Raw genomic sequence first — 25355 nt, 5'->3', positions numbered from 1 at the left:
AACCGACGAGACCTCGTGCAGAGTGAGCTCGTGGCCAGTCGAAGCGCAGACCAGAGGACCTCCCGGGACATCCGCGAGTCCTCTCGCGACCCCCGGAACGGCAATCCGCAGCTGGATGCCGTCTCCCTCGCCATCATCGAACAGCTCCAGGAGGACGGCCGCCGGCCGTACGCCGCCATCGGCAAGGCCGTGGGCCTCTCCGAAGCGGCCGTGCGCCAGCGCGTGCAGAAGCTGCTCGACCAGGGCGTGATGCAGATCGTCGCCGTCACGGACCCGCTCACCGTGGGCTTCCGCCGGCAGGCGATGGTCGGCATTCACGTGGAAGGTGATGTGGAGTCCGTCGCCGACGCACTGACCTCCATGTCCGAATGCGAGTACGTGGTGATGACCGCAGGCTCCTTCGACCTGATGGTGGAGATCGTCTGCGAGGACGACGACCACCTGCTGGACGTCATCAACAAACGCATCCGGGCCATCCCCGGAGTGCGCTCCACCGAGAGCTTCGTCTACCTCAAGCTCAAGAAGCAGACCTATATGTGGGGAACCCGATAACCGTGAGTACCAAGGACCTCAGCCGCTCCGCGTACGACCACCTGTGGATGCACTTCACCCGCATGTCCTCGTACGAGAACTCCCCCGTTCCCACCATCGTCCGGGGCGAGGGCACCTACATCTACGACGACAAGGGCAAGCGCTACCTCGACGGTCTCGCGGGTCTGTTCGTGGTCCAGGCCGGTCACGGCCGGGTCGAGCTCGCCGAGACCGCCTTCAAGCAGGCGCAGGAGCTGGCGTTCTTCCCGGTGTGGTCCTACGCCCACCCCAAGGCCGTGGAGCTGGCCGAGCGCCTGGCCCACCACGCGCCGGGCGACCTCAACAAGGTCTTCTTCACCACCGGCGGCGGCGAGGCGGTCGAGACCGCCTGGAAGCTCGCCAAGCAGTACTTCAAGCTCACCGGCAAGCCCACCAAGCACAAGGTGATATCCCGCGCGGTCGCCTACCACGGCACCCCGCAGGGCGCCCTGTCCATCACCGGTCTGCCGGCCCTGAAGGCCCCCTTCGAGCCGCTCGTGCCGGGCGCGCACAAGGTCCCGAACACCAACATCTACCGCGCCCCGATCTTCGGCGACGACCCCGAGGCCTTCGGCCGCTGGGCCGCCGACCAGATCGAGCAGCAGATCCTCTTCGAGGGCCCGGACACGGTCGCGGCCGTCTTCCTGGAGCCGGTGCAGAACGCCGGCGGCTGCTTCCCGCCGCCGCCCGGCTACTTCCAGCGGGTCCGCGAGATCTGCGACAAGTACGACGTGCTGCTGGTGTCGGACGAGGTCATCTGCGCCTTCGGCCGTCTGGGCACGATGTTCGCCTGCGACAAGTTCGACTACGTCCCGGACATGATCACCTGCGCCAAGGGCATGACCTCGGGCTACTCCCCGATCGGCGCCTGCATCATCTCCGACCGCCTGGCCGAGCCGTTCTACAAGGGCGACAACACCTTCCTGCACGGCTACACCTTCGGCGGCCACCCGGTCTCCGCGGCCGTGGGCCTCGCCAACCTCGACCTGTTCGAGCGCGAGAACCTCACCCAGCACGTGCTCGACAACGAGGGCGCGTTCCGCGCCACCCTGGAGAAGCTGCACGACCTGCCGATCGTCGGCGACGTCCGCGGCAACGGCTTCTTCTACGGCATCGAACTGGTCAAGGACAAGGCGACCAAGGAGTCCTTCAACGAGGAGGAGACCGAGCGCGTCCTGTACGGCTTCCTCTCCAAGGCCCTCTTCGACAACGGCCTGTACTGCCGTGCCGACGACCGCGGTGACCCGGTCGTCCAGCTCGCCCCGCCGCTGATCTCCGACCAGGAGACGTTCGACGAGATCGAGCAGATCCTGCGCGCGACGCTGACGGAGGCGTGGACAAAGCTCTGATCAACTGACGCTGTGATCAACTACAGTCCCGGTGCCGTCCGTTCGAGTGAGAAACGGCGGCCCGGGGCTGTGTGCTGTCCGGCCCGGCTCCTTTGAGTACCTAGCGTGCCAGTGACCGATCGGCCCTGCCTTCGTTCCCCCGCTTGGGGGACTTGGCACAGGAAAGCGGATCAACTGAGGAGTACGCCCATGGTGGCCCCGCCGGACAACGACGTGCTCTGGGCACGCGCCCTGCACTTCCAGCACCACGACGGCTCCCCTGCGCTGCAAGGCGTCTCGCTCGGCGTCCAGGAGGGCGAGATCCTCGCCGTCAGCGGCCCGCGCGGCAGCGGCAAGAGCACGCTTCTGGGCTGCCTGTCCGGACTGCTGCGGGCCGGGAGCGGCGAGGTGTGGTTCAACAGCATCCCTGTGCACAGGATGGGCCCCCTCGCCCGGGAACGGATGCGTCGCGACCGCTTCGGCTGGATCGACCCGGCCCCCGTCCTCGTCCCCGAGCTGAACGTCTGGGAGAACGCCGCGCTCCCCCTGATGCTGCGCGGCACCAGCCGCCGACGTGCCAAGAAGATCGCCCTGGAGTGGCTGGAGCGTCTCGATGTCGGCGACAGCGCCCGCAGGCGCCTGCACCAACTGCGCCAGGCCGAGCGGCAGCGGGTCTGCATCGCCCGTGCGCTGGCCCCCTCCCCGACGGTCCTGTTCGCCGACGAGCCCACCGCCCCGCTGCACCGCGCCGACCGCGGGCACGTGCTGCGTACGCTCACCACGGCGGCCCGCTCGCACGGCATCACCGTGGTCCTGGCCACCCACGACCCGGAAACCGCCGCGCTCGCCGACCGCACGGTCTCCCTGCTCGACGGGCGGCGCGTGAACACCGTGCACCTGCCGCCCGTCCCCGAGACGGAAGGCCGGGCCGCGTGCTCGCTCTCCGTCTGACCCGCCGCGCCCACCCGGCCGTCCAGCTGCGCCGTCTCCTGGTGGCTGCGGCGTCGGCCGGGACCGGTTTCCTCCTGCTGTGCACCCTCGGCCACGCGATGAGCCACCCGGACACGCCGGCCGCATCCGTCCTCCGTCTGGCCTGGTGTGCGGTGCCGGCGGCCGCCACGGTCCACTTCGCCGTGGCCGTCGCCCGCACCGATCCCTGCACCCGGCCGCGCGACGGCCTCTCGGCGATCGGCCTCGGCCCGGCCCGCCAGATGGCCTTCTCGGCCACGACGACGGCCCTGTCCACGGCCCTCGGCTCGATGCTGGCCCTGCTGTTCTTCCTCCACCTGCGCGGCGACCTCACGGGCATGCCCTTCGACGGAGCGGCGACCGAGTTCCTCGCCGCGGGCACCCCGCTCCCCCTCCCCGCAGCCCTGACCCTCCTCGCCCTCGTCCCCGCAGCCGCGTCCCTGTCGGTCGCCCTGGTCCTACGCCCCCGAGAGCCGCGGCGCCCGTCCCGCTCACCCCGCTCACCCCGCCCATCCCGCCCCACCGCGGGCAGTCGTGCCGCGCGGGCAGCACGGGTGGGCGCCGGGGGTCCCCCCTCCGGGGGAGGCATCCCGCAAGCGCCGGGCAGCGCGACCGACCCCTCAGCCGCACACTGGGCGCCTGACACCCCCGGCGCCCCGCCCGCACCCACCCCCACCCGCACCCCACCCCACCCCACCGCCACCCTCCCCTGGGGAATCGCCACCCTCGCCGCCGGCCTGGCCGCAGAGGCCTACGCCGCCCACACCAGCACCACCGGCCTCTCCATGCCCGGCAGCCCACCCAGCGGCCCCCTGGGCCTGCTCCTCGGCTGGGCCCTGGCCGCCCTGGGCCTGACCCTGGCCGGCCCAGGCCTCACCCACCTCTGCGGCCACCTCCTCCAGGCAGCCCGCCCCGGCGCCGTGCGCCTCCTCGCCGGCCGCGTCCTCATGGAGGAAGCCACCCGCATCGGCCGCCCCGTCGGCGTCGTCTGCGCGGCCGGGTCCGCCGCGTACGCCGTGGCCACCCTGCAGGACCCGGACGGCCCGGCCTTCGGCCCGCTGACGACCCTCGGCGTCCTCCTCGTCGCGGGCTGCACACTCGCCACCCTGCTCACCGCCGCCGTCGAGGCCAAGCACGCCCGCGCCGACACCACCGCCGCCCTGCTGCGCCTCGGCGCCCCGGCCACGATGCTGCGCGGCGCCGCCGCCCTCCGCGCCGGCGCCCTCCTCACGGTGTTCGGCCCGCTGGCCGTGTTCGTCGCCGAGCTCGCGGCCCGGCCACTGGCCCGCTGAAGCTCGTACGGAAAAAATTCTCCGACCGCCGATGAGTTTCCGACGGCCCTCGGGTCTACCCCACCGAACGGCACAAGCCCGATGGGAGAGACCACACATGTACCAGCAGATGATCTTCGTGAACCTGCCCGTGAACGACCTCGACGCCTCGAAGAAGTTCTTCACGGAGCTCGGCTACACGCTCAACCCGCAGTTCAGCGACGAGAACGCGGCATCCGTCGTGATCAGCGACACGATCGTCGCGATGCTGCTCACCAAGCCGTTCTACGCGACGTTCACGAAGAAGGAGATCGCGGACGCCACGAGGACCAGCGAGGTGCTGATCTGTCTGAGCGCCGAGAGCCGCGAGAAGGTCGACGAGCTGGTCGAGAAGGCGGTGGCGGCGGGCGGCACGGCGTCGGAACAGGTCCAGGACCACGGCTTCATGTACGGCCGCGCCTTCGACGACCTGGACGGCCACACCTGGGAGGTCATGTGGATGGACCCGGCGGCCGTCGAGGGCTGAGCCGCAGGCATGCCTAGCATGGGCGGGTGCCGACACCACCCGCCCACGCGCCCCACACCGCTTCCCACGACCGCGAGATAGAGTCCCTCGCCGAGTTCGACGAGGTCGTCGCCGAGCAGGGGACCCTCGCCCACTTCCGCGTCCAGGCCGTCGACCTGACGGACCGTATGGACGCACTGCTGTCCGTCGACACCAAGGGCGCCGTCTTCCTCGGCTGTCCGATGGACGAGTCGGCGGCTACCCGGGTGCGCGCCGCCGGCGCCCTGGTCTTCCCGCCCGCCCCGGACCTCCCCTTCGACCCGTACCGCGGCTTCGTCTACACCCCCGACGAACTGTTCGACTCGCTCGACCAGGGCTACGAGGCCACGCCGGACGCCCTGTCGTACGCCTGGCTCCAGGAGACGAAGGCGGACGGCGACGTCTTCGCGTCCATGCTGCGCGCGGTCCACGACGACGCCGTCTCCGACGCGCTGGACGAACTCCTCGTCGGCGCCCGCGTGGTGGGCGTCATGGGCGGTCACGCGATGGCTCGCGGCACGGAGGACTACGCGGGCGCGGCCCGCCTCGGACGGGAGCTGGCCCGCGCGGGCTTCACCGTCGCGACCGGCGGCGGCCCCGGCGCGATGGAGGCGGCGAACCTCGGCGCGTACGCCGCTCCGTACGGCGACGAGATGCTCACGGACGCCCTCCGACTCCTCGCCAAAGCACCGAAGTTCACCCCGTCGATCACCGACTGGGCATGCGCCGCCTTCGAGGTGCGCGGCCGCTGGCCGGACGGCGGCCCCTCCGTCGGCATCCCCACCTGGTTCTACGGCCACGAGCCGCCGAACCCGTTCGCCGCGCACATCGCCAAGTACTTCGCCAACGCGACCCGCGAGGACGGCCTGCTGGCCCGCTGCACTGCGGGCGTGGTCTTCCTGCCGGGCGCCGCCGGCACCGTGCAGGAGATATTCGACAACGCCACCCCCAACTACTACGAGTCCCGCGGCGAACCCACCCCCATGGTCCTGGTGAACCGCGCTCACTGGACGGAGAAACTGCCGACCTGGCCGCTGCTCCGGGCGCTCGCGCGGGAGCGTTCGATGGAGGACCGGATCGCCCTGGTCGACGGGATCGAGGAGGCTCCGGCGGCGTTGAAACGTCTCGGCGGTTAATAAGCGGGCAAAGCCAACCGTCATGAGGTGCAGACGGATTGACACTCCTTATGGAGCGCTTATAAACCTGTGAGTCTCCTGGGGGTGGTGAGCATCGACAAACGCTGTCGCCTCATCTCCCCCTCAAACCCCCCGCATTACGCGCATCCCATGAAGGACAAACGTGTCCATAACTCGCCGTAACGCGCGCCGTTCCGTGCGCATCCTCGGAGTCGTCTCCGCCTCTGCCGCGCTCGCGCTCGGCGCCGCGGGCAACGCGCTCGCCTGCCACATCAGTGAGTTCTCGGCCGCGGCCGAGTGCGACGGCACCAAGGGCGTCATCACGGTCACCGACAAGGACCCGGCCGGCACCCCGGCGACCGTCTCCGTCTACCTCGAGAACAACGGGGCCGACGAGCGGCTCGTCGGCAAGCAGGTGGTCAAGGGCTCCCGCGAAGGTGTCACGATCACCTTCGCCGAGGACTGGAAGCCGGGCGCGACGTACCGCATCCACGTCAAGGCCGGCAACCAGGTCGACGAGGACATCAAGCCGAACCTGGTCACCCCGGCCACCGCCTGCACGACCGAGGAGAGCCCGAGCCCCACCCCGACCGCGTCCGAGACGCCGTCGGAGTCGGCGCCGGCCGAGTCCGACACCCCGACCCCGTCGGCCTCGGAAGACGGCAGCAGCGCGCCCGCGGACACCGCGAGCAACGCTCCGTCGCCCGCGGCCGGTGCCGGTGACTCCAACCTCGCCGAGACCGGCGCCGGCTCCAACACCGGTCTGATCGCCGGCATCGCGGCCGCCCTGGTCGCCGTCGGCGGCGGTGCGGTGTTCTTCGGCATGCGCCGCCGCGGGGCGAGCAGCGACCGCTGATCCTCCGTCCGGCCCGACCGGCTGTGGCCCGTCCCGTTCCCGGGGCGGGCCGCACGTGTCTCAGCCGAACGTCGCCCGCTCCAGCCAGAACTCCAGCAACTCCCGCTCCCCCAGCACCTCCACCTCGGGGCTGTCCAGCGGCAGCCGACGGTAGAAGGCGAGCAGTACGGAGGTGAGCGGGCCGCGCAGCGCGACCGTCGCCTTCTCGTGTCCGCGCCGCCAGGCGAGCCCGTCCTCGGTGAGCTCGATCAACCACTCGGCGTTCAGCCGAGGCTCGGTGTCCGTGGCGTGCAGATGGATGCTCCGGCCCGGGCCACGCAACTCCCGTGCCGAGTCGTGCGGAGCCGTCCGCTGGACGAACTCGACGATCTGCAGCCACTCGTCGATCGCGTCCACGGCCACGTCGGGCGCGACGTCGTACGGCAGTTTCGCGGCGAGTGTGGCGTCGGCACGGTGGACGGTGACCTCGTGGGTCATCCGACGGGCCCAGAAGCCGGCGTCGAGGATCCCGGCCCAGCCCCACACCTCGGCGTCCGGCCCGGCCTCCCGCAGGGTGCCGACGAGCATGTCGCCGCTCTCGGCCAGCCAGGCGTCCAGCGCGGCCACGTCCCCCTCGGTCTTCGGCCCTTCGCCACCCGGTACCTGATCCTCCGGGACATCCTCCGCGGACCGGGTGCGCACCAGCAGCTCCACCCAGCGCAGGGAGCGGCCCACATGCCGTACGAGCTGCTCCAGGGACCAGTCGGGGCAGGTCGGCACGGTGGCGGACAGATCGGCTCCGAGGGTCACCACGGACCTCAGCAACCGCATCTGGTGGGCGATTTCGTCGCAGTACCGGTCGTGTGCGAGGTGCGTCATGGGCGGCACCCTACGGTGCGGTCGATCACGGGAGCACGACGATTTCGGCCACGTCGAACTCGACCCCGACCGCGTCCCCCACCTCCGGCGCCTCCCGCAGCGCACACGCCGCCTCAAGCCGCGGAGCGCCCTCGGGCTGCAGATGTACGGCGACATGGGTGCCCTTGAACGTGCGCGCGGCCACCGTGCAGCGCAGCCCGGCGTCGGCCGGCACGAGGCGCACACCGGCGGGCCGTACGAGGACCGTGCCCGCCCCCTGCGCCGCCCCCTCGGGCACCGGCAGCTTGCCCCACGGTGTGTCCGCGACCTGTCCGCTCACCGTCGCCGCGACCACGTTGTCGAAGCCCAGGAAGCGGGCCACGAACTCGTCCGCCGGCCGCTGCCACACCTCGAGCGGCGTACCGGACTGCGCGATCCGCCCGTCCCGCATCACCACCACCCGGTCGGCGAGCGCGAAGGCCTCGCCCTGGTCGTGCGTCACCGCGAGCACGGTCGTCCCCAACCGGCCGAACAGTTCCCGCAGTTCGACCACCAACCGTTCCCGCAGCGACCGGTCCAGCTGGCCGAGCGGCTCGTCCAGCATGAGCAGCCGTGGCCGCGGCGCCAGCGCCCGGGCCAACGCAACCCGCTGCTGCTCACCCCCGGACAGCGCGGCGACGGCCCGACGCGCGGCACCCGGCAGCCCGACGAGTTCCAGCAACTCCCGTACGTGCTCGTCCTGTTGCCGCTTCGACGCCCCGTGCATCCGCAGCCCGAACGCCACGTTGCCGCCCACGTCCCGTTGCGGGAACAGCTGATGGTCCTGGAACATCAGCCCCACGCCCCGCTTGTGAGCGGGCACGCCCGCCTGGTTCCGTCCGTCGAGCACCACCCGTCCGGCGTCCAGCGGCTGCAGCCCGGCGACCGCTCGCAGCAGCGTCGACTTGCCACTGCCACTCGGCCCGAGCACGCACACGACCTCGTGCTCGGTGACGCCCAGGTCGACGCGGTCGAGCGCGGCCCGCCCGCGGAACCGTACGGTCGCGCCCTCGAGGCTCAGCAGCATCAGAACTCCCCCGTCCGGTCGGTCCGCAACCGCTCCAGTACCAGCAGCGCCACCGCGCACACCACCATGAGAATCGTCGAAAGGGCCATCGCCTGCCCGTAGTTGAGCTCGCCGGGCCGCCCCAGCAGCCGTGCCACCGCGACCGGCAGCGTGGGGTTGTCCGGCCGCGCGATGAAGACCGTGGCGCCGAACTCCCCGAGCGACACCGCGAAGGCGAACCCGGCCGCGACCAGCAGCGCCCGCCGCACCATCGGCAGATCGACCTCGCGCCATGCCCGCCACGGCGACGCCCCGAGCACCGCCGCCGCCTCCCGCAGCCGCGCGTCCACGGCCCGCAGCACGGGCAGCATGGTCCGTACGACGAAGGGGACCCCGACCAGCGCCTGCGCGAGCGGCACCAGGATCCATGAACTGCGCAGATCCAGCGGCGGTTCGTCGAGGGCGATGAGGAACCCGAAGCCCACGGTCACGGCGGACACGCCCAGCGGCAGCATCAGCAGCGCGTCGAACCCGCGCACGAACCGCCCGGCATCCCTCCGGGTCAGCGCCCCGGCCGCCAGGCCGCCGATCAGCACGGCGATGGCGGTGGCGACGACGGCGTAGGTGAGCGAATTGCCGATCGCATCGATCGGCGGGACGAGGAAGGTCCCGCCGTCCTCGCTGGTCAGCGCCCGGTAGTAGGCGAAGTCGGGCGCGTCCAGCGAGCGCTGCACCAGCACGGCCAGCGGCAGCAGAAGCAGCCCGGCGACGGAGGCGAGGACACCGGCAAGGAGCGCCCACTGGCCCGCCCCCTGCGGCCTGCGCGCGGTCACGGACGCGTCCACGAGGCGCAGGGCGGTCTCCCGTCGCCGTACGGTCCAGGCGTGCACGGCGAGGATGGCGCCCACCGCCAGGAACTGGATGATCGTGAGGACGGCGGCCGTCGACAGATCGAAGATCTCCGAGGTCTGCCGGTAGATCTCCACTTCCAGGGTCGAGAAGGTCGGCCCGCCCAGGATCTGCACCACACCGAAGGAGGTGAAGGTGAACAGGAAGACCATCAGCGCGGCGGCGGCCACGGCGGGCGCGAGCGCGGGCAGGGTCACGGTGCGCCAGGCGGAGAGCCGCGAGGCACCGAGCATCCGGGCGGCCTCCTCCTGCCGGGGGTCCAGTTGCGCCCAGAGCCCGCCGACCGTCCGTACGACGACGGCGTAGTTGAAGAAGACATGCGCCAGCAGGATCGCCCACACGGTGGTGTCCAGCCGTACGCCCCACAGCTCGTCGAGCAGTCCGCCACGCCCGACCAGCGCGAGGAACGCCGACCCGACGACCACCGTGGGCAGCACGAACGGCACGGTCACCACGGCCCGCAGGAGGTGCTTGCCGGGGAAGTCGAAGCGGGCGAAGACATACGCACCGGGCAGCGCGACCAGCAGCGTCAGCGCGGTCGAGGCGAGCGCCTGCCAGGTGGTGAACCACAGCACATGGCGGATGTCCGACTGTGTGAGGACGTCCGCGATCCTGCCGAGCTGCCAGCCCCCGTCGGCCTTCAGCCCGCGGGCGACGATCGCTGCCACGGGGTAGGCGAAGAAGACGGCGAAGAACGCGACGGGCAGTGCGATGAGCCCGAGGCGTGCCGCGCCGCCCTTCGTGACGCGCTTCCTCGGGGCTACTTCAGTACGAGCGAGGTCCACGACTTGACCCACTGGTCGCGGTTGGCGGCGATCTCGGCCGGGTCCATGGTCTGCGGATCCTCGGCCTGCGGCCCGTACTTCACGAACTCCTCCGGCACCTGGGCGGCCTCCCGCACGGGGTAGACGAACATGTTGAGCGGCATGTCGTCCTGGAACTCCTTGGTGAGCAGGAAGTCGAGCAGCGCCTTGCCGCCCTCGGTGTTCCGCGCGTTGCTCAGCAGCCCCGCGTACTCGATCTGCCGGAAGCAGGTACCGGTCGCGACCCCGGTCGGCGCGGTCTTCGGCTTCGGGTCGGCGAAGACGACCTCGGCGGGCGGGGAGGAGGCGTACGACACGACGAGCGGCCGGTCGCCGCCGGCCTTCCGGCCGCTCGAGGAACCCGAGAACTCCTCGTAGTACGCCTGCTCCCAGCCGTCGACGACCTTCACACCGTTGGCCTTGAGCTTCTTCCAGTAGTCCGGCCACCCTCCGTCGCCGTACTTCGCGGCGGTACCGAGCAGGAAGCCGAGGCCGGGCGAGGAGGTGGCGGCGTTCTCGGTGACCAGGAGGTTCTTGTACGCGGGCTTGGTCAGGTCGTCGAAGGACTGCGGCGGGTCCAGCTTGTGTTCGGTGAAGTAGGCCTTGTCGTAGTTGACGCAGATGTCTCCGGTGTCGACGGGCGTGACCCGGTGCTTGTCCTGGTCGACCCGGTACTCGGGCAGGACGAGGTCGGCGTCCTTGGCCTCGTACGGCTGGAAGAGGCCGTTGTCGAGGGCGCGGGACAGCAGTGTGTTGTCGACGCCGAAGAAGACGTCGCCCTGCGGGTTGTCCTTGGTCAGGATCGCCTTGTTGACGGCCTGTCCGGCGTCGCCGTCCTTGAGGACCTTCACCGTGTAGCCGGACTGCTTCTCGAAGTCCGCCAGCACGCCCTTGGACACGGCCCACGAGTCGTGGCTGACGAGGGTGACCGTCTTGGAGTCCCCGGAGCCCCCGCTGCCGGACTCGGAGGACCCGCACGCGGACAGCGTGACGAGGCCCAGCCCGACGACCACGGCTGTGAACTTCCTGGTGTTGCTCACCGATTTCCTCCTGGCTGACCAGGAAGAGACGCGGCCCTGCCCGGGGACCTTCGGACGGCTCCCGGGCAGGGCGCAACAGCTTGAGTGACGACCGATCTCCCTACCCAGAATGACCTGGGCGAGGTTCAGAGGGTCTGCGGACTGTCCCGCACTCTCAGCGCTGTGGCGCTCCCCTGTCGGAATATGAAGATGTGTACGGCGTCAGACTACCGCTCGGTGGCCGCCAGCTGACCACACGCCCCGTCGATCTCCTGACCTCGGGTGTCCCGGACGGTCACCGGCACGCCGTGCGCGGCGATGGCCTCGACGAACGCCTTCTCGTCCTCCGGCCGTGAGGCCGTCCACTTCGAGCCCGGCGTCGGGTTCAGCGGGATCAGATTCACGTGCACGGGCCTGCCCTTGAGCAGCCGGCCGAGCCGGTCACCGCGCCAGGCCTGGTCGTTGATGTCCCGGATGAGCGCGTACTCGATGGACAGCCGTCGCCCCGACTTGGCCGCGTACTCCCACCCGGCGTCGAGGACTTCCCGCACCTTCCACCGCGTGTTGACGGGGACGAGGGTGTCACGCAGCTCGTCGTCGGGGGCGTGCAGCGAGATGGCCAGTCGGCACTTGAAGCCCTCGTCGGCGAAGCGGTGGATCGCCGGCACCAGTCCGACGGTCGACACGGTGATCCCGCGCTGCGACAGCCCGAGCCCGTCCGGCTCGGGGTCGGTGAGGGCGCGGATCGCGCCGACGACGCGCTTGTAGTTGGCGAGGGGCTCGCCCATGCCCATGAAGACGATGTTCGACAGCCGCGCGGGACCGCCGGGAATCTCGCCGTCCCGCAGCGCCCGCATCCCGTCCACGATCTGGTGCACGATCTCGGCGGTGGACAGATTCCGGTCCAGCCCCGCCTGCCCGGTCGCACAGAACGGGCAGTTCATCCCGCAGCCGGCCTGCGAGCTGATGCACATGGTCACCCGGTCCGGGTACCGCATCAGCACCGACTCGACGAGCGTCCCGTCGAACAGCCGCCACAGCGTCTTGCGGGTGGTGTCGGCATCGGTCGACAGATGCCGTACGACCGTCATCAGCTCGGGCAGCAACGCTTCCCGCAGCTTCCCGCGGGACCCGGCCGGGATGTCGGTCCACTGCTCCGGGTCGTGCGCGTACCGCGCGAAGTAGTGCTGCGAGAGCTGCTTGGCACGAAACGGCTTCTCGCCGATCTCGGTCACGGCTTCCCTGCGCTCGGCAGGCGTGAGATCGGCAAGGTGCCGCGGCGGCTTCTTGGCTCCGCGCGGGGCGACGAAAGTGAGTTCTCCGGGCTTAGGCATGGCTGTACCAGTGTCGCAGATCGACTGGGGAAGCGATTTCCCCGGCGTAGAGCGGCCTACAGGCTGTCGAGGAACCGCGCGATCGCCGCAACAGCGCGGTACCTGCGACGGTGTGCCTTACTGCAGTATCGCCGTCTGCGCCACCACCGGCGCGGCTGCGGGACCGGCGTACCGCACCAACGGCACGGCCGCGTCCGGGGCTCGGCTCTGCCGCTCATGCCGGCAAACGGTATCGACACCACGCAACCCTCCCCGCGCCGGCGACCACCCGAGGTACGGAAACGGCCCGCCACCCACGAGGGCAGCGGGCCTCCGCATGAGGGGACGGCGGTCAGCCGGACCCCACGAACAGCACCAGCAACAGCCACACCACCGGAGCCGTCGGCAACAGCGAGTCCAGTCGGTCCATGATGCCGCCGTGGCCCGGCAGCAGCGTGCCCATGTCCTTGATGCCGAGGTCCCGCTTGATCATCGACTCGCCGAGGTCGCCCAGCGTGGCACTCGCCGCGACCGCGAGGCCGAGCAGCAGACCCTGCCACCACATGCCGTCGTCGATCAGGAACTGCATGCACAACGCACCCGCCACCATGGCGAAGCTGACCGCGCCGAGCAGCCCCTCACGGGTCTTGCCGGGGCTGATGCGCGGGGCGAGCTTGTGCCGGCCGAAGCGCCAGCCGACGGCGTACGCACCCGTGTCGCTGACGACCGTCAGCAGCAGGAACATGAAGACCCGGCGCGGACCGTCCTCGGCCGTCAGCATCATCGCGACGAACGTCGCGAGGAACGGCACGTAGAAGGCCGCGAAGACCCCCGCCGTGACGTCCTTGAGATAACCCTCCGGCGGTTCCGTCATCCGCCAGACCAGCACCGCGAGCGCGGTGAGCGCCATCGCCACCCAGGCGCCCTCGGCCCCACGCACATACCCGGCGACGACCATCGCCGCGCCACCCACCGCGAGCGGCACGATCGGCGCCTTGATGCCCTTGCGCTCGTCGAGCCGTTTGGTCAGCTCCCACAGGCCCACCACGACGGCGACCGCGACGACCCCGACGAACACCGCCTTGACGATGAACAGAGACGCGACGATCACCGCGCCGAGTCCGACTCCGACCCCTATCGCGGCGCCCAGGTCGCGGCCCGCGCTCTTCTTCTGCGGTGCGGGCGCCGGCTGTGGGGCGTCGTGCATGGGCTCCGGATTCTGCGGCATCGCCGGATGGGGCTGCGCCGTCGGGCTCTCGTCTCGGAACAAGGGGCCACCCAGCCGAGCGGCCCCCCGGTCGTCGTCCTGGTCTCCGCCGTGGGCGGACACGTCGGGCACGATGGGCATGGGGCGAGTCTGCTGCGCGTTGTGCGCATCGTACGTGGGACCCGCCGGGGCGGCCCCCGGGACCGGTCCCCCGTCGGACGGCGCCCAGTACCCGGCGTGCGACGGCGCTCCCCAGGAAGAGTCGTTCATCAGACCTCGAGCAGCTCAGCTTCCTTGTGCTTGAGGAGCTCGTCCACCTGAGCGACGTACTTGTGCGTGGTGTCGTCGAGCTCCTTCTCCGCACGGCGGCCCTCGTCCTCGCCGATCTCGCCGTCCTTGATCAGCTTGTCGATGGCGTCCTTGGCCTTGCGGCGGACGGAGCGGATGGACACCTTGGCGTCCTCGCCCTTGCCCTTGGCGACCTTGATGTACTCGCGGCGGCGCTCCTCGGTGAGCTCGGGGAACACCACCCGGATGATGTTGCCGTCGTTGCTCGGGTTGACGCCGAGGTCGGAGTCGCGGATCGCCTGCTCGATATTGCGCAGCGCGCTCTTGTCGAACGGGGTCACGACCGCCATGCGCGGCTCCGGCACGGAGAACGAAGCCAGCTGGTTGATCGGCGTCGGCGCGCCGTAGTAGTCGGCCACGATCTTGTTGAACATCGCCGGGTGCGCACGGCCGGTGCGGATCGCGGCGAAGTCCTCCTTGGCGACCACGACGGCCTTCTCCATCTTCTCCTCGGCCTCGAGGAGGGTCTCTTCGATCACCACTTGCTCCTGCGTGTCTTGAGTAGGCCCGGCTGCGGTTCCTCGTCGGGGCCGGCGGCCGGCTGCGTCGCGTCTTCTTCCTGCACGGTTCCCGACCGGCAGGTCATTGTCCATCCCCTGGCCAGGGTCCGTTCCCTCCGTCCCTCGGACAGGTGTCCTCCCGCGACGGAGGCACCGGTCAGTCCCGGCCGGCTTGGTCACCCACCAGCGTGCCGATCTTCTCACCCTTGACGGCGCGGGCGATATTGCCCTCCTTCAGAAGCTCGAAGACCACGATCGGAAGCTTGTTGTCGCGGCACAGCGTGATGGCAGTGGCGTCGGCGACCTTCAGGTCCCGCGTGATGACCTCGCCGTAGCCGAGGGAGTCGAACTTGACGGCGTCCGGGTTGGCCTTCGGGTCGGAGTCGTAGACGCCGTCCACACCGTTCTTGCCCATCAGCAGGGCCTCGGCGTCGATCTCCAGGGCACGCTGGGCGGCGGTGGTGTCGGTGGAGAAGTACGGCATGCCCATACCGGCGCCGAAGATGACCACACGGCCCTTCTCCAGATGCCGTACGGCACGCAGCGGGATGTACGGCTCGGCGACCTGCCCCATGGTGATGGCGGTCTGCACCCGGCACTGGATGCCCTCCTTCTCCAGGAAGTCCTGGAGGGCGAGGCAGTTCATCACGGTGCCGAGCATGCCCATGTAGTCGGAGCGGGCCCGGTCCATGCCGCGCTGCTGGAGTTCGGCGCCGCGGAAGAAGTTGCCGCCGCCGATGACGACCGCGATCTGCGCGCCGTCGCGCACGACGGCTGCGATCTCGCGGGCGATGGCGTGCACCACGTCCGGGTCGACGCCCAGGCCCCCGCCGCCTGAGAAGGCCTCTCCGGACAGCTTCAGCAGAAACCGGCCGCGTACTTTGCCGTCGTCGCTCTTCTCGACGCTGGTGGTCATGGGGATCTCCTCGTGGTGCACATACGAAGAAGGCCATTGCCGGTGGTGGGTTTGCATCCCATACGCGGCAATGGCCTCCTCGTCAGATCTGCTGTCGTCCGCCACACGCGCGGGCGGGGCGGCCTGCGCGAGCGACACGGACGACTGCACCCGACCCTATCGGGATCGGGTACCCGTCGCTGTACGGACTCAGATGCCGACCTTGATGCGCGTGAAGCGCTTCAGGGTGACACCGGCCTCGTCCAGGACCTTCTGGACCGACTTCTTGTTGTCGAGCGCGTACGGCTGACCGAGCAGCGTGGCGTCCTTGAAGAAGCCGTTCAGGCGCCCCTCGACGATCTTGCCGATCGCGGCCTCGGGCTTGCCCTCGGCGCGGGTGGTCTCCTCGGCGATACGGCGCTCGGTCTCGACGACCTCGGCCGGGACGTCCTCCTTGGAGAGGTACTTCGGCGCGAAGGCGGCGATGTGCTGGGCGATGCCCTTGGCGACCTCGGCGTTCGGCTTGTCGAACTCGACGAGGACACCGATCTGCGGCGGCAGGTCGGGCATCGTGCGGTGCATGTACACGGTCACGAAGCCGTCGGAGAACTGCGCGAAGCGGTCCAGGACGATCTTCTCACCGAGGTTGGCGTTGGCCTCGTCCACGAACGCCTGGACGGTCTTGCCGGGCTCGATCTCGGAGGCGAGCAGGGCCTCCAGGTCGGCCGGGGAGGTCTTGGCGACGTGCTCGGCGATGGCCTGGGCCACGGCCTGGAACTTCTCGCCCTTGGCGACGAAGTCCGTCTCGCACTTCAGCTCGACGAGAACGCCGGAGGAGTTGTCGTCGGCGATGATGGAGACCACGGCGCCGTTCTCGGCGGAGCGGCCCTCGCGCTTGGCGACGCCCTTCTGGCCCTTGATGCGCAGCGCCTCGACGGCCTTCTCGACGTTGCCCTCGGCCTCGTCCAGCGCCTTCTTGCAGTCCATCATGCCGGCGCCGGTGAGCTCACGGAGCTTCTTGACGTCGGCGGCGGTGTAGTTCGCCATGAGTCTGTGAATCTTTCTCGAAGTCTGGAAGATCGAAGATCTGCGGGGTTCTGCGATCCGCATGCATCTGCAGATCTACGACACTCCGCTGACCTACGGGTGAACGGCGGGAGCGGTCTTCATGCACCGCTCCCGCCGTCAACGCTGACGGGACGGTCAGGCCTGCTCGCCCTCGGCGGCCGGAGCCTCAGCGGCCGGCGCCTCGGCAGCCGGCGCCTCCGTGGCGGGAGCCTCGGCAGCAGCCTCCGCGGCCGGAGCCTCCTCGGCCTTCTTCTCACCCTCGAGCAGGTCGCGCTCCCACTCGGCGAGCGGCTCGCCCGCGGCCTTCTCGCCCTTGCCCTCCGTCGCCACGCCGGAACGGGCGATGAGGCCCTCGGCGACGGCGTCGGCGATCACACGGGTGAGCAGGGTGACGGAGCGGATCGCGTCGTCGTTGCCCGGGATCTTGTAGTCGACCTCGTCGGGGTCGCAGTTGGTGTCGAGGATGGCGACGACCGGGATGTTGAGCTTCCGGGCCTCGCCGACCGCGATGTGCTCCTTCTTGGTGTCCACGATCCAGACGGCGCTGGGCACCTTCTGCATCTCGCGGATACCACCGAGGGTCTTCTCCAGCTTGGCCTTCTCACGCGAGAGGACCAGGAGCTCCTTCTTGGTCAGACCCGAAGCGGCGACGTCCTCGAAGTCGATCTGCTCGAGCTCCTTGAGGCGCTGCAGACGCTTGTAGACGGTGGAGAAGTTGGTGAGCATGCCGCCCAGCCAGCGCTGGTTGACGTAGGGCATGCCGACGCGGGTGGCCTGCTCGGCGATGGCCTCCTGCGCCTGCTTCTTCGTGCCGACGAACATGACCGTGCCGCCGTGGGCGACGGTCTCCTTGACGAACTCGTAGGCGCGGTCGATGTACGACAGCGACTGGAGCAGGTCGATGATGTAGATGCCGTTGCGCTCGGTGAAGATGAAGCGCTTCATCTTCGGGTTCCAGCGACGGGTCTGGTGACCGAAGTGGACGCCGCTCTCCAGCAGCTCCCGCATCGTGACGACGGCCATGGCCGTTCTCCTTGTGTTTCTCGGTTGTGCCGCGGATGCCGGACGGCTCCCGCGCCTGACGCCCACATGCGCCTTGCCACAAAGGGACCGAGGGGCGCTGATCCGGACCGTTGCCGGCCCTGGTATCGGGGCGTGCGAAGTCGACCCGGTGGCCCGGGTCGCCATCAGAAGTGTACGGGACCCGGGAGGTCCCGGGTGACGCCGCTGTCCACAACCCGGGAGTAATCCACAGGTTTCGGCCGTGATCGGCGGGGGTCCGGCACGGTTCTCGCATGCGAGCGATGCGATGTGCACGAGGTGTACGAGCGACGTGGGCGATGCTGCTGGGGCTGACGCTGACCGTCCTGGCCACTGCGGCCCGGGCGGACGGCCCGTCACCGACCGCGCCGCCGAGGGCGGACGCGCCGGTACCGGTGATCGGCCGTACGTGGCCGGTGGGGTTACGCCCATCCGTGCTGCGCGGCTGGGACCCCCCTGCCACGCCGTACGGCCGGGGCCACCGGGGCGTGGACCTGGCGGCCCCGCCCGGAACACCGGTACGGGCAGTGGCGGCGGGCCGGGTGTCGTTCGCGGGGCGGGTGGCCGGAAAGGGGGTTGTGTCGGTGGAACTGACCGGTACCGGCGCCCCGCCCTTGCGGACGACCTATGAACCCGTACGCGCGTCGGTCCGCAAGGGGGCCGAGGTACAGGCGGGCGAGGTGCTCGGCACGGTCGAACCGACGGGCTCCCACTGCACGGTCACGTGCATGCACTGGGGCTTGCTGAGGGAGGCCACGTACCTTGACCCGCTGTCGTTGCTACCACCCTGGCTCCTGCACCGTGGACCGTCCCGCCTCCTCCCGGTACTCGGGGTACCGCTACCACCGGCGTAGACGTAGCTGCGGGCAGTCGTGCCGCTGGGGCGGCACGGGTGGGCGCAGCGGCACCCGGCCAACGCCGGCGAGTGCACCGACCCGCACCGACCCGCACCGACCCGCACCGACCCGCGGTCAGCCGCGAACGCCCCTCAGCACCATCCCCACCGCAGCCTCCGCGATAACCCCCGGCTCCTCCGCCGCCCCCAGCTCGATCCGCCGCACAGCCGCGTCCACAACCCCCTGCAGCAGCATCGCCGCCAACCGCGGCTCCGCATGCCCCATCTCCCCCAGCGCCTCGACGATCATCGAGACCAGCCCCCCGTGCGCCGCCCGGATCTTCTCCCGCGCCCCGGCATCCAGCTCACTGGCCGAAATCGCCACCACAGCCCGATGCCGCCGGTCCCCGACGAGCTCCAGCTGCTTGCGCACATACGCCTCGACCTTGACCTCCGGCCCGTGCACCCGCTCCATCGCCGCCGACACTTCCGCCGCCCAGACCGGGAAGTCGACCTCACACAGCTCCTCGACCACGGCGGCCCGTGACCGGAAGTACTCGTACACGGACGACCGCGCAAGGCCCGTCCGCTCGGCCAGGGCCGGGAAGGTCAGCGCCTCCGTCCCGCCCTCGGACAGCAGGGAACGAGCCGCGTCCAGCAGGGCGGCTCGCTGCATCGACCGGTGCTCGGCCACGGAGGCCGCTCGAATCCTTGGCACGTCCACCACTTTACGGACGCGGCACCCGGGGCGGGAGTGAATCGCGTCGCCCCGTCGGCGTTCGACCAGGTCAACGCCCGAAGCCTGCCAGTTTCGCGCGCAGCTGGAGCACGGACTTGGTGTGGATCTGACTGACCCGGCTCTCGGTCACCCCGAGCACATTGCCGATCTCGGCGAGCGTGAGCCCCTCGTAGTAGTACAGCGTGACCACGGTCTTCTCCCGCTCGGGCAGCGTGTTGATCGCCCGCGCCAGGAACCGCCGCAGCTCCCGGTCCTCGGCCACCTCCACCGGATTGTCCGCGGCGGTGTCCTCCAGCGTGTCCATGACGCTCAGCCCGTCCCCGCCGTCGCCCCCGACGTGCAGCAGCTCCTCCAACGCCACCACGTTGGCCAGTGACAACTGACTGAACACCGCGTGCAGTTCGTCGACCGCCATGCCCAGCTCGGCGGCCACCTCGCTCTCCGTCGGCGTCCGCCGCAGCCGTGCCTCCAGCGTCGCGTAGGCCCGCTCCACATTGCGCGCCTTCTGCCGCACGGACCGCGGGATCCAGTCCAGCGCCCGCAGCTCGTCGATCATCGCGCCGCGGATCCGCGTGATCGCGTACGTCTCGAACTTGATCTCCCGGTCGATGTCGAACTTCTCGATCGCGTCGATCAGCCCGAACACCCCGGACGACACGAAGTCCGCCTGCTCGACGTTGGGCGGCAGCCCCACGCTCACCCGCCCCGCCACGTACTTCACGAGCGGCGAGTAGTGCAGGATCAGCTGCTCCCGCAACCGCTCGTCCCCCGTCGCCTTGTACGACCGCCACAACTCGTCGAGCGTCGAGGGAGCGGGCGGCCGCACGCTGCCACCGTCACGGGCGGCTGGGGGGATCGCCGCCCGGTCGGACCCGGAGGTGTGCTGGGGCATTCGTCGCCTTGTGCCGTTCTGCCGTTAAGGGTGGTGCCTGGGGGAGCTGTCGGTCTGATGTCGAGTTGCCGGACTGTGTCGGGATCCTTGTGAGCGTAGCGTGACTGATGAGTCGCGGTGTGCGAAGGACGGGGCCGGACCCATGCGCAGATACGTTCCGCCGGGTGCCCCGCAGGGTCATGACGGTCGCTCTCCGTGACCGCCAGGACCCGTCAACTGCGGGATTTCCCAAGGGCGTCGAGTTTTCCCTCGGACGGCCGAACACGCACGGTCAGCACGGGCTCCGACCGCCTTGAACGGAGATCATGGCCTGGCGTGTCAACTTCCAGCCGTCGCCGTGTCGTTCGACGTAACCAAGTGCTCTGAGTTCGTACAGTCTCGCGATCGCGTCATCCTCCGTCGTCGGCGTGCCGCGTGCGATCTCCTCGGCCGTGGCGGCTCCGCGGGCGGGCAGAGCGGCCAGGACGCGCCGGGCGCCGGGCGCCAGCAGATCCCGCGGCAGCACCGGTCCTCGGCGGTCCGGGGCCAGCTCCCCCATGTCTCCGACGAGTTCCACCACCTCCGCCGCGTCGGTGACCAGCGTCGCGTCCCCGCGCAGCAGTTCGTGCACGCCTGCCGACAATCCACTGGTGGTCGGCCCGGGCACCCCCATCGTGTGCCGCCCCAGCCGTTGCGCCGCCCGCGCCGTGACGAGTGAGCCACTGCGGTAGGCGGCCTCGACGACGACGGTTCCCCGGGTGAGTGCGGCGATCACTCTGTTCCTGACGATGAACCGGCCCGGCGTCGGATGATCACCGGGCGGCAACTCACCGATCACCAGCCCCTGTTCCGCGATCCTGGTGATCAACTGGGTGTGGCCGCGCGGATAGGGCCGGTCGACCCCGCAGGCGAGGACGGCGACGGTGGCACCACCGGCGCCGAGGGCAGCGCGGTGAGCGGCGCCGTCCACGCCGTAGGCCCCGCCGGACACCACCACCCAGCCGCGCTCCGCGAGGCCGGCCGCGAGGGTGACGGCCATGTGCGCGCCGTACTCGGTGCAGGCCCGGGCACCCACGACGGCGACGGATCTCAGCGCCCACATCCGCAGACTGGGCCGGCCCCTGACCCACAGGCCGAGCGGCCTCGCCTCCCCCAGGTCGTCCAGCTGCCCCGGCCACTCCGCGTCCCCCGGGCACACGAACCGCACGCCGGCGTCCCGCGCGACGCCGAGATCGCGCTCCGGCCGGGCCTGCCTGGCCCGCGCCAGCAGCCCGGCCCACCGCTTCTCACTCACCCCCGGCAAGGGCCTTCCGCCCTCCCGCAAGCGCCGTACCACCTGCCCCACCCCGAACTCCCGCACCCACCGCCCGGCAACCTCGTCACCGGGCTCGACGACGCGGGTGAGGAAGACACGGGAGAGCAGCTCGTCGTCCGGACCGCCGCCGCTCATGTCAGCGCCCCGATGGCCATCGGCACACCGCGCGGCACTCCCGTACGCAGTTGCAGCGCCAGGGCGACGTCCGTCGCGTCGGGCCGGTCGTGGCCCACGAGGTCGGCGACGCTCCAGGCGACCCGCAGCACCCGGTCGATACCGCGTGCCGTCAGCGCGCCCCGCTCCAGATTGCGTTCCGCCTCGTCCATCGCGCCGGTCGCGGCGTGCCAGCGGCTGCGCAGCTCCCGGCCGGGCACCTCACTGTTCGTCCGCCAGGGCGTACCGGCGAAGCGTGCTGCGGCCCGCTCCCGCGCCGCCCGGACACGGTCGGCGACCGTCGCCGTGGACTCGCCCCGCACACCGCGGTCGGCGAGCTGGGCGCGGGTGACGCGGTCCACCTCCACTCTGAGGTCGACCCGGTCGAGGAGTGGTCCCGAGAGCCGGGCCTGGTAGCGGCGGATCGCCGAGGGCGGGCACTCGCACAGACTGTCGGTCTGCGAGAAGCGGCCGCAGGGGCACGGGTTCGCGGCGAGCACCATCAGGAACCTCGCCGGGAACCGCACCACCCCCGCACTGCGGGCGATCACGACATGCCCCGACTCCAGGGGTTGTCGCAGGGCGTCGAGTGCATGGCTGCTGAACTCCGGCGCCTCGTCGAGAAAGAGCACCCCCCGATGGGACAGCGACACGGCGCCGGGGCGGGCCATCCCCGGGCCGCCTCCGACCAGCGCCTGCATGGTGGCCGAGTGGTGCGGGGCGCAGTAGGGAGCGGTGTCGATCATGGGTTTGCCCGGGGGCAGCAGGCCCGCCACGGAGTGCACCGCCGTCACCTCCAGCGCCTCCTCGCGGCCGAGCCTGGGCAGGACGGCGGGCAGCCGCTCCGCGAGCATCGTCTTCCCGGCACCGGGCGGTCCCGACAGGAGGAGATGATGTCCGCCGGCCGCGGCGACCTCCACGGCGGTCCGGGCCGAGGTCTGTCCGACGACGTCGGCGAGGTCGTGGTCCTGGTCGTGCTGCGCGGCGCCGGAGCTGTGCATGCCCGTTGCCGCGCCGGTGCCGGGAACCCGCAGGCCGGCGAGCAGTGGGTCGGGACGTCCCGGTTCAGCCGGTTCCTCGTCGGGGACGGGCTCGTCCGCCAGTACGGCGATCAGCTGGCGCAGACTGCGCACGCCCAGCACGGACACTCCGCGCACCAGGGAGGCCTCGGCTGCCGCGCACTCCGGCACGACCACCTGCTCATAGCCCGCGTCCGCCGCGGCGAGCACGGCCGGCAGGGTGCCCCGCACCGGCCGCACCCGTCCGTCCAGGCCCAGCTCGCCGATCATCACGATGTCGGCGAGCACCCGCGGATCGATCCGCTCGCAGGCACCCAGCACCGCGCAGGCGACGGCCAGGTCGAAACCACTGCCCGCCTTCGGGACCGACGCCGGACTGAGCCCGACCGTGAGCTTCTTCTGCGGCCACTCGCCCCCGGAGTTGACGACCGCCGCCCGCACCCGGTCCCGGCTCTCCGTCAGGCTCTTGTCCGGCAGTCCCACCAGCGTGAACGCGGCGACACCCGGTTCGAGGTCGGCCTGGACCTCGACGACCACGCCCTCGACCCCGACGAGGGCGACGGAGCACGTACGTGCGAAGCCCATCTCAGGCCACCCCCCGCGCGTGCTCGACCACGGCCGCGCCCCGGTCGGGCAGGACAACGCCGACGAGGTCGATGCGGACGCCGCCGGGCGGCGCTCCCCCGTGTTCCTGCAGCCAGCGTTCCGCCAGGCCCCGCAGGCGCGCCGCCTTGGCCGGCGTGATCGCCGCCATCGGATGCTGGAAGGGACCCGCCCTGCGGGTCTTCACCTCGCAGACGACCAGGACATCACCGTCCCGCGCCACGATGTCGATCTCTCCGGTCCTGCCGCAGCGCCAGTTGCGCTCCAGGACCGTCATACCGGCCGTGGCCAGCCGCCGAGCGGCCAGCTCCTCTCCGTACCTGCCCAGTGCGCTGCGTGCCAGATGCGTGTTCATGTCGGCACCACCTCCGGCGCCAACCGTCACGCATCCTCCGCCAAGAAGTGGATCTTGGTGGGTTACTCAGCAGTTGTGGACAACGTCGTCACCCACACGAGTGACAGCGACCACCGATCACCCGCTCGGGAGCTCCAGATCGCTCTTGTTCAGCTCCTCGATGTTCACATCCTTGAATGTGAGGACCCGGACCTGCTTCACGAACCGGGCCGGCCGATACATGTCCCACACCCAGGCGTCCGCCATCGACACCTCGAAGAACACTTCACCCTGGACCGAATGCACCTGCATCTCGTAGTCGTTGGTCAGGTAGAAACGCCGCTCGGTCTCGATCACGTATTTGAACAGACCGACGACATCGCGGTACTCCCGGTAGAGCTTGAGCTCCATCTCGGTCTCGTACTTTTCGAGGTCCTCGGCGCTCATGGCATGTTCCCCTTCAGCCGTACGATCCCACCATTGTGCGCCAGTCCCGTGAGCCCCTAGACGATTTCCGTGTCGAGGATCTCGGGCCTGGCAGGGGGACCTTCGTCGAGCAGTCTGCGCAGCAGCTCGGCGAGTCTGGTCGGATACACCGTCTCATGCGCACGGGTCAGTTCCTGCCACGTCCACCACCGCGCACCCACGACACTGCGTCGTTCCAGCTCGGTGAGGCCCAGGGCCTCGGTCGCCGTCTGGTCCGTCCGGGCCAGGTAGTACCACTCGTCCTGGTCCCAGCGTCGGCCCGCGAACGGGAACGAGCACATCCGCCGCCACAGCACCGGGCCCAGCTCGACCGCCGTGATTCCGGTCTCCTCCGCGAGTTCCCGCACAGCGGCCTCCTCGCGGGTCTCGTCGCCCTCCAGGCCACCGCCAGGCGTGAACCACCAGTCGTCGGCGGGATCGTCCGGCTCGTGGCCGTGCAGCAGCAGGATGCGGTCCTGGGGGTCGAGCAGCACGACCCGGGCCACCTTGCGAACCTCGCTGCCCAGGCCTTCGGTGGAACCTGCTCCGGCGTCCGTCGCCTCAGCGGGCACCGACAGGCTCCGTCCGCGGGCGGCTGCGGCCCGCCACGCGCTTGGCGAGCGGACCGTACGCGGCGCCCCCGAGCACCAGCACGGCTCCGACGACGATCATGGCGCCCATCGTACGGAGCGGGCCGGGCGTGGACAGGTCGCCGAGCGCCTCGAAACCGGTGGGGCGTTCGAGCATGCCGTCCATGGGCCAGACGACGGCGTCCACCCGCGCGGACACGGCGTCGCGCGACACGGTGCCGCCGGCGGCGTCCGCGAGGTGGGCGGTGGAGTCCAGGGAGCCGTGCCGCTCGTCACCGAGCAGGAACAGCCGCCCCTCGGGCACGGTCACGGTCGGGAAGTTCGCGACTTCGGCGGCCTGCCCCTCGGGCAGATACGGTTCCTCGATCTCCTTGCCGTCGACGGTCAGCTTCCCGTCCCGGCAGCAGGAGACGGTGTCCCCGCCGACCGCGACCACGCGCTTGACCATCGGCGCGTTGCCCCAGGTGACGTCCTTGAAGACAACGACGTCACCGCGGCGCACGTCCGCGCTGTCGACCCGCTCGGCCAGCACGCGGTCGCCCACGCCGATCGTCGGTGCCATGGAGCTGGTGGGCACGGTGTACGGGCGGTAGACCACCGCTCCCCAGCCGAATCCGCCGAGGAACAGCACAAGGCCCAGCGCGACCGCCAGCCCGGACAACCGCTGTCCGATCCGGCCGCCCGCCGGGCCACTGCTCGCCCCGCCGCGCTGCGGGGCCGTACGTGTCGCGCTCTCGCCACCCATGGACCCGCACCCTACCCGGCGGTACCG

At 70.6% G+C, this 25355-nt stretch carries 26 protein-coding genes and 1 riboswitch; of the genes, 8 read left to right on the top strand and 18 right to left on the bottom strand.

Features of this window, described 5'->3' with window-relative positions:
* Nucleotides 1-15: 15 nt before the first annotated feature.
* The 7 genes from ACFV7R_RS19260 (at nucleotide 16) to ACFV7R_RS19230 (ending at nucleotide 6674) form a co-directional block, all read left to right on the top strand.
* A complete protein-coding gene (locus ACFV7R_RS19260; RefSeq protein WP_129801619.1) occupies nucleotides 16-552 on the top strand; it encodes an Lrp/AsnC family transcriptional regulator in 537 nt (178 codons plus the stop codon).
* Nucleotides 537-1919: an aspartate aminotransferase family protein gene (locus tag ACFV7R_RS19255; protein WP_224740473.1), complete on the top strand. Its 1383-nt coding sequence runs from the start codon at nucleotides 537-539 to the stop codon at nucleotides 1917-1919. The genes ACFV7R_RS19260 and ACFV7R_RS19255 overlap by 16 nt, the downstream gene beginning before the upstream one ends.
* A gap of 189 nt (nucleotides 1920-2108) precedes the next feature.
* On the top strand, nucleotides 2109-2849 hold the full coding sequence (locus ACFV7R_RS19250) for an ABC transporter ATP-binding protein (RefSeq protein ID WP_385264688.1): 741 nt from the start codon (nucleotides 2109-2111) through the stop codon (nucleotides 2847-2849).
* The gene (locus ACFV7R_RS19245) at nucleotides 2831-4159 is read left to right on the top strand and encodes a hypothetical protein (RefSeq protein ID WP_385264686.1); all 1329 of its coding nucleotides are present in this window, start codon (nucleotides 2831-2833) and stop codon (nucleotides 4157-4159) included. The genes ACFV7R_RS19250 and ACFV7R_RS19245 overlap by 19 nt, the downstream gene beginning before the upstream one ends.
* Before the next feature lie 97 nt (nucleotides 4160-4256).
* On the top strand, nucleotides 4257-4664 hold the full coding sequence (locus tag ACFV7R_RS19240) for a VOC family protein (RefSeq protein WP_224735957.1): 408 nt from the start codon (nucleotides 4257-4259) through the stop codon (nucleotides 4662-4664).
* A gap of 26 nt (nucleotides 4665-4690) precedes the next feature.
* A complete protein-coding gene (locus tag ACFV7R_RS19235) occupies nucleotides 4691-5818 on the top strand; it encodes an LOG family protein (RefSeq protein ID WP_385264684.1) in 1128 nt (375 codons plus the stop codon).
* A gap of 163 nt (nucleotides 5819-5981) precedes the next feature.
* Complete coding sequence (locus ACFV7R_RS19230) at nucleotides 5982-6674, top strand: LAETG motif-containing sortase-dependent surface protein (RefSeq protein WP_385264681.1); 693 nt, start codon at nucleotides 5982-5984, stop codon at nucleotides 6672-6674.
* A gap of 60 nt (nucleotides 6675-6734) precedes the next feature.
* On the opposite strand, the gene ACFV7R_RS19225 is transcribed toward ACFV7R_RS19230, so the two are convergent.
* The 10 genes from ACFV7R_RS19225 to rpsB form a co-directional block, all read right to left on the bottom strand.
* Nucleotides 6735-7532, bottom strand: a complete 798-nt coding sequence (locus ACFV7R_RS19225; RefSeq protein ID WP_385264679.1) for a maleylpyruvate isomerase family mycothiol-dependent enzyme — start codon at nucleotides 7530-7532, stop codon at nucleotides 6735-6737.
* A 25-nt stretch (nucleotides 7533-7557) separates the two neighbouring features.
* Complete coding sequence (locus ACFV7R_RS19220) at nucleotides 7558-8577, bottom strand: ABC transporter ATP-binding protein (protein WP_385264676.1); 1020 nt, start codon at nucleotides 8575-8577, stop codon at nucleotides 7558-7560.
* Nucleotides 8577-10250: an ABC transporter permease gene (locus ACFV7R_RS19215; RefSeq protein ID WP_385264673.1), complete on the bottom strand. Its 1674-nt coding sequence runs from the start codon at nucleotides 10248-10250 to the stop codon at nucleotides 8577-8579. Before ACFV7R_RS19215 ends, ACFV7R_RS19220 begins: the two co-directional genes overlap by 1 nt.
* Nucleotides 10226-11308, bottom strand: coding sequence for a thiamine ABC transporter substrate binding subunit (locus tag ACFV7R_RS19210; RefSeq protein WP_385264670.1), 1083 nt, complete (start codon nucleotides 11306-11308; stop codon nucleotides 10226-10228). The genes ACFV7R_RS19215 and ACFV7R_RS19210 overlap by 25 nt, the downstream gene beginning before the upstream one ends.
* A 79-nt stretch (nucleotides 11309-11387) precedes the next feature.
* Nucleotides 11388-11493, bottom strand: a riboswitch (TPP riboswitch).
* A gap of 21 nt (nucleotides 11494-11514) precedes the next feature.
* Nucleotides 11515-12621 carry a 23S rRNA (adenine(2503)-C(2))-methyltransferase RlmN gene (gene rlmN / locus ACFV7R_RS19205; protein ID WP_385264667.1) on the bottom strand — a complete coding sequence of 369 codons (1107 nt, stop codon included), beginning with the start codon at nucleotides 12619-12621 and terminating at the stop codon, nucleotides 11515-11517.
* A 331-nt stretch (nucleotides 12622-12952) separates the two neighbouring features.
* Complete coding sequence (locus ACFV7R_RS19200) at nucleotides 12953-14077, bottom strand: phosphatidate cytidylyltransferase (protein ID WP_385264665.1); 1125 nt, start codon at nucleotides 14075-14077, stop codon at nucleotides 12953-12955.
* On the bottom strand, nucleotides 14077-14634 hold the full coding sequence (frr, locus tag ACFV7R_RS19195; protein WP_055623354.1) for a ribosome recycling factor: 558 nt from the start codon (nucleotides 14632-14634) through the stop codon (nucleotides 14077-14079). The genes ACFV7R_RS19200 and frr overlap by 1 nt, the downstream gene beginning before the upstream one ends.
* A 178-nt stretch (nucleotides 14635-14812) precedes the next feature.
* A complete protein-coding gene (gene pyrH / locus ACFV7R_RS19190) occupies nucleotides 14813-15571 on the bottom strand; it encodes a UMP kinase (protein WP_129801608.1) in 759 nt (252 codons plus the stop codon).
* A gap of 189 nt (nucleotides 15572-15760) precedes the next feature.
* Nucleotides 15761-16597, bottom strand: a complete 837-nt coding sequence (tsf, locus tag ACFV7R_RS19185; RefSeq protein ID WP_129801607.1) for a translation elongation factor Ts — start codon at nucleotides 16595-16597, stop codon at nucleotides 15761-15763.
* A gap of 156 nt (nucleotides 16598-16753) precedes the next feature.
* Nucleotides 16754-17641 carry a 30S ribosomal protein S2 gene (rpsB, locus tag ACFV7R_RS19180; protein WP_385264661.1) on the bottom strand — a complete coding sequence of 296 codons (888 nt, stop codon included), beginning with the start codon at nucleotides 17639-17641 and terminating at the stop codon, nucleotides 16754-16756.
* Between the two features lie 272 nt (nucleotides 17642-17913).
* On the opposite strand from rpsB, the gene ACFV7R_RS19175 reads away from it, so the two are divergent.
* Nucleotides 17914-18513 (top strand): murein hydrolase activator EnvC family protein, encoded by a 600-nt coding sequence (locus tag ACFV7R_RS19175; protein ID WP_385264659.1) that lies wholly within the window; start codon nucleotides 17914-17916, stop codon nucleotides 18511-18513.
* A 117-nt stretch (nucleotides 18514-18630) separates the two neighbouring features.
* Here the strand turns inward: ACFV7R_RS19175 and ACFV7R_RS19170 are convergent, their stop codons facing one another.
* The 8 genes from ACFV7R_RS19170 to lepB form a co-directional block, all read right to left on the bottom strand.
* On the bottom strand, nucleotides 18631-19188 hold the full coding sequence (locus ACFV7R_RS19170; RefSeq protein ID WP_385264792.1) for a TetR/AcrR family transcriptional regulator: 558 nt from the start codon (nucleotides 19186-19188) through the stop codon (nucleotides 18631-18633).
* Between the two features lie 94 nt (nucleotides 19189-19282).
* Complete coding sequence (gene whiG / locus ACFV7R_RS19165; RefSeq protein WP_129801604.1) at nucleotides 19283-20125, bottom strand: RNA polymerase sigma factor WhiG; 843 nt, start codon at nucleotides 20123-20125, stop codon at nucleotides 19283-19285.
* Between the two features lie 271 nt (nucleotides 20126-20396).
* Nucleotides 20397-21554 (bottom strand): DNA-processing protein DprA, encoded by a 1158-nt coding sequence (dprA, locus tag ACFV7R_RS19160; protein ID WP_385264657.1) that lies wholly within the window; start codon nucleotides 21552-21554, stop codon nucleotides 20397-20399.
* A complete protein-coding gene (locus ACFV7R_RS19155; protein ID WP_385264654.1) occupies nucleotides 21551-23176 on the bottom strand; it encodes a YifB family Mg chelatase-like AAA ATPase in 1626 nt (541 codons plus the stop codon). The genes dprA and ACFV7R_RS19155 overlap by 4 nt, the downstream gene beginning before the upstream one ends.
* Before the next feature lies 1 nt (nucleotide 23177).
* A complete protein-coding gene (locus tag ACFV7R_RS19150; RefSeq protein ID WP_385264652.1) occupies nucleotides 23178-23579 on the bottom strand; it encodes a YraN family protein in 402 nt (133 codons plus the stop codon).
* A gap of 87 nt (nucleotides 23580-23666) precedes the next feature.
* Nucleotides 23667-23975 (bottom strand): DUF2469 domain-containing protein, encoded by a 309-nt coding sequence (locus tag ACFV7R_RS19145; RefSeq protein ID WP_003993268.1) that lies wholly within the window; start codon nucleotides 23973-23975, stop codon nucleotides 23667-23669.
* A 56-nt stretch (nucleotides 23976-24031) separates the two neighbouring features.
* Nucleotides 24032-24565 (bottom strand): NUDIX hydrolase, encoded by a 534-nt coding sequence (locus ACFV7R_RS19140; RefSeq protein ID WP_385264649.1) that lies wholly within the window; start codon nucleotides 24563-24565, stop codon nucleotides 24032-24034.
* Nucleotides 24555-25328: a signal peptidase I gene (gene lepB, locus ACFV7R_RS19135; RefSeq protein WP_385264646.1), complete on the bottom strand. Its 774-nt coding sequence runs from the start codon at nucleotides 25326-25328 to the stop codon at nucleotides 24555-24557. Before lepB ends, ACFV7R_RS19140 begins: the two co-directional genes overlap by 11 nt.
* Nucleotides 25329-25355 lie beyond the last annotated feature (27 nt).

This window comes from Streptomyces sp. NPDC059866 (assembly GCF_042731325.1).
Lineage (GTDB): Bacteria > Actinomycetota > Actinomycetes > Streptomycetales > Streptomycetaceae > Streptomyces > Streptomyces flavusporus.
Note: the sequence above shows the minus strand (reverse complement) of the source record. Positions and strands in the feature narration are given on the sequence as shown.

Excerpts from the sequence above, each read along its gene's own strand:
- lepB (WP_385264646.1), bottom strand. The coding sequence starts at position 25,328 with ATGGGTGGCGAGAGCGCGACACGTACGGCCCCGCAGCGCGGCGGGGCG.
- tsf (WP_129801607.1), bottom strand. The coding sequence starts at position 16,597 with ATGGCGAACTACACCGCCGCCGACGTCAAGAAGCTCCGTGAGCTCACC.
- ACFV7R_RS19240 (WP_224735957.1), top strand. The coding sequence starts at position 4,257 with ATGTACCAGCAGATGATCTTCGTGAACCTGCCCGTGAACGACCTCGAC.
- ACFV7R_RS19145 (WP_003993268.1), bottom strand. The coding sequence starts at position 23,975 with ATGAGCGCCGAGGACCTCGAAAAGTACGAGACCGAGATGGAGCTCAAG.
- ACFV7R_RS19225 (WP_385264679.1), bottom strand. The coding sequence starts at position 7,532 with ATGACGCACCTCGCACACGACCGGTACTGCGACGAAATCGCCCACCAG.
- dprA (WP_385264657.1), bottom strand. The coding sequence starts at position 21,554 with ATGAGCGGCGGCGGTCCGGACGACGAGCTGCTCTCCCGTGTCTTCCTC.
- pyrH (WP_129801608.1), bottom strand. The coding sequence starts at position 15,571 with ATGACCACCAGCGTCGAGAAGAGCGACGACGGCAAAGTACGCGGCCGG.
- ACFV7R_RS19200 (WP_385264665.1), bottom strand. The coding sequence starts at position 14,077 with ATGAACGACTCTTCCTGGGGAGCGCCGTCGCACGCCGGGTACTGGGCG.
- ACFV7R_RS19155 (WP_385264654.1), bottom strand. The coding sequence starts at position 23,176 with ATGGGCTTCGCACGTACGTGCTCCGTCGCCCTCGTCGGGGTCGAGGGC.
- rpsB (WP_385264661.1), bottom strand. The coding sequence starts at position 17,641 with ATGGCCGTCGTCACGATGCGGGAGCTGCTGGAGAGCGGCGTCCACTTC.
- whiG (WP_129801604.1), bottom strand. The coding sequence starts at position 20,125 with ATGCCCCAGCACACCTCCGGGTCCGACCGGGCGGCGATCCCCCCAGCC.
- ACFV7R_RS19175 (WP_385264659.1), top strand. The coding sequence starts at position 17,914 with ATGCGAGCGATGCGATGTGCACGAGGTGTACGAGCGACGTGGGCGATG.
- ACFV7R_RS19250 (WP_385264688.1), top strand. The coding sequence starts at position 2,109 with ATGGTGGCCCCGCCGGACAACGACGTGCTCTGGGCACGCGCCCTGCAC.
- rlmN (WP_385264667.1), bottom strand. The coding sequence starts at position 12,621 with ATGCCTAAGCCCGGAGAACTCACTTTCGTCGCCCCGCGCGGAGCCAAG.
- ACFV7R_RS19220 (WP_385264676.1), bottom strand. The coding sequence starts at position 8,577 with ATGCTGCTGAGCCTCGAGGGCGCGACCGTACGGTTCCGCGGGCGGGCC.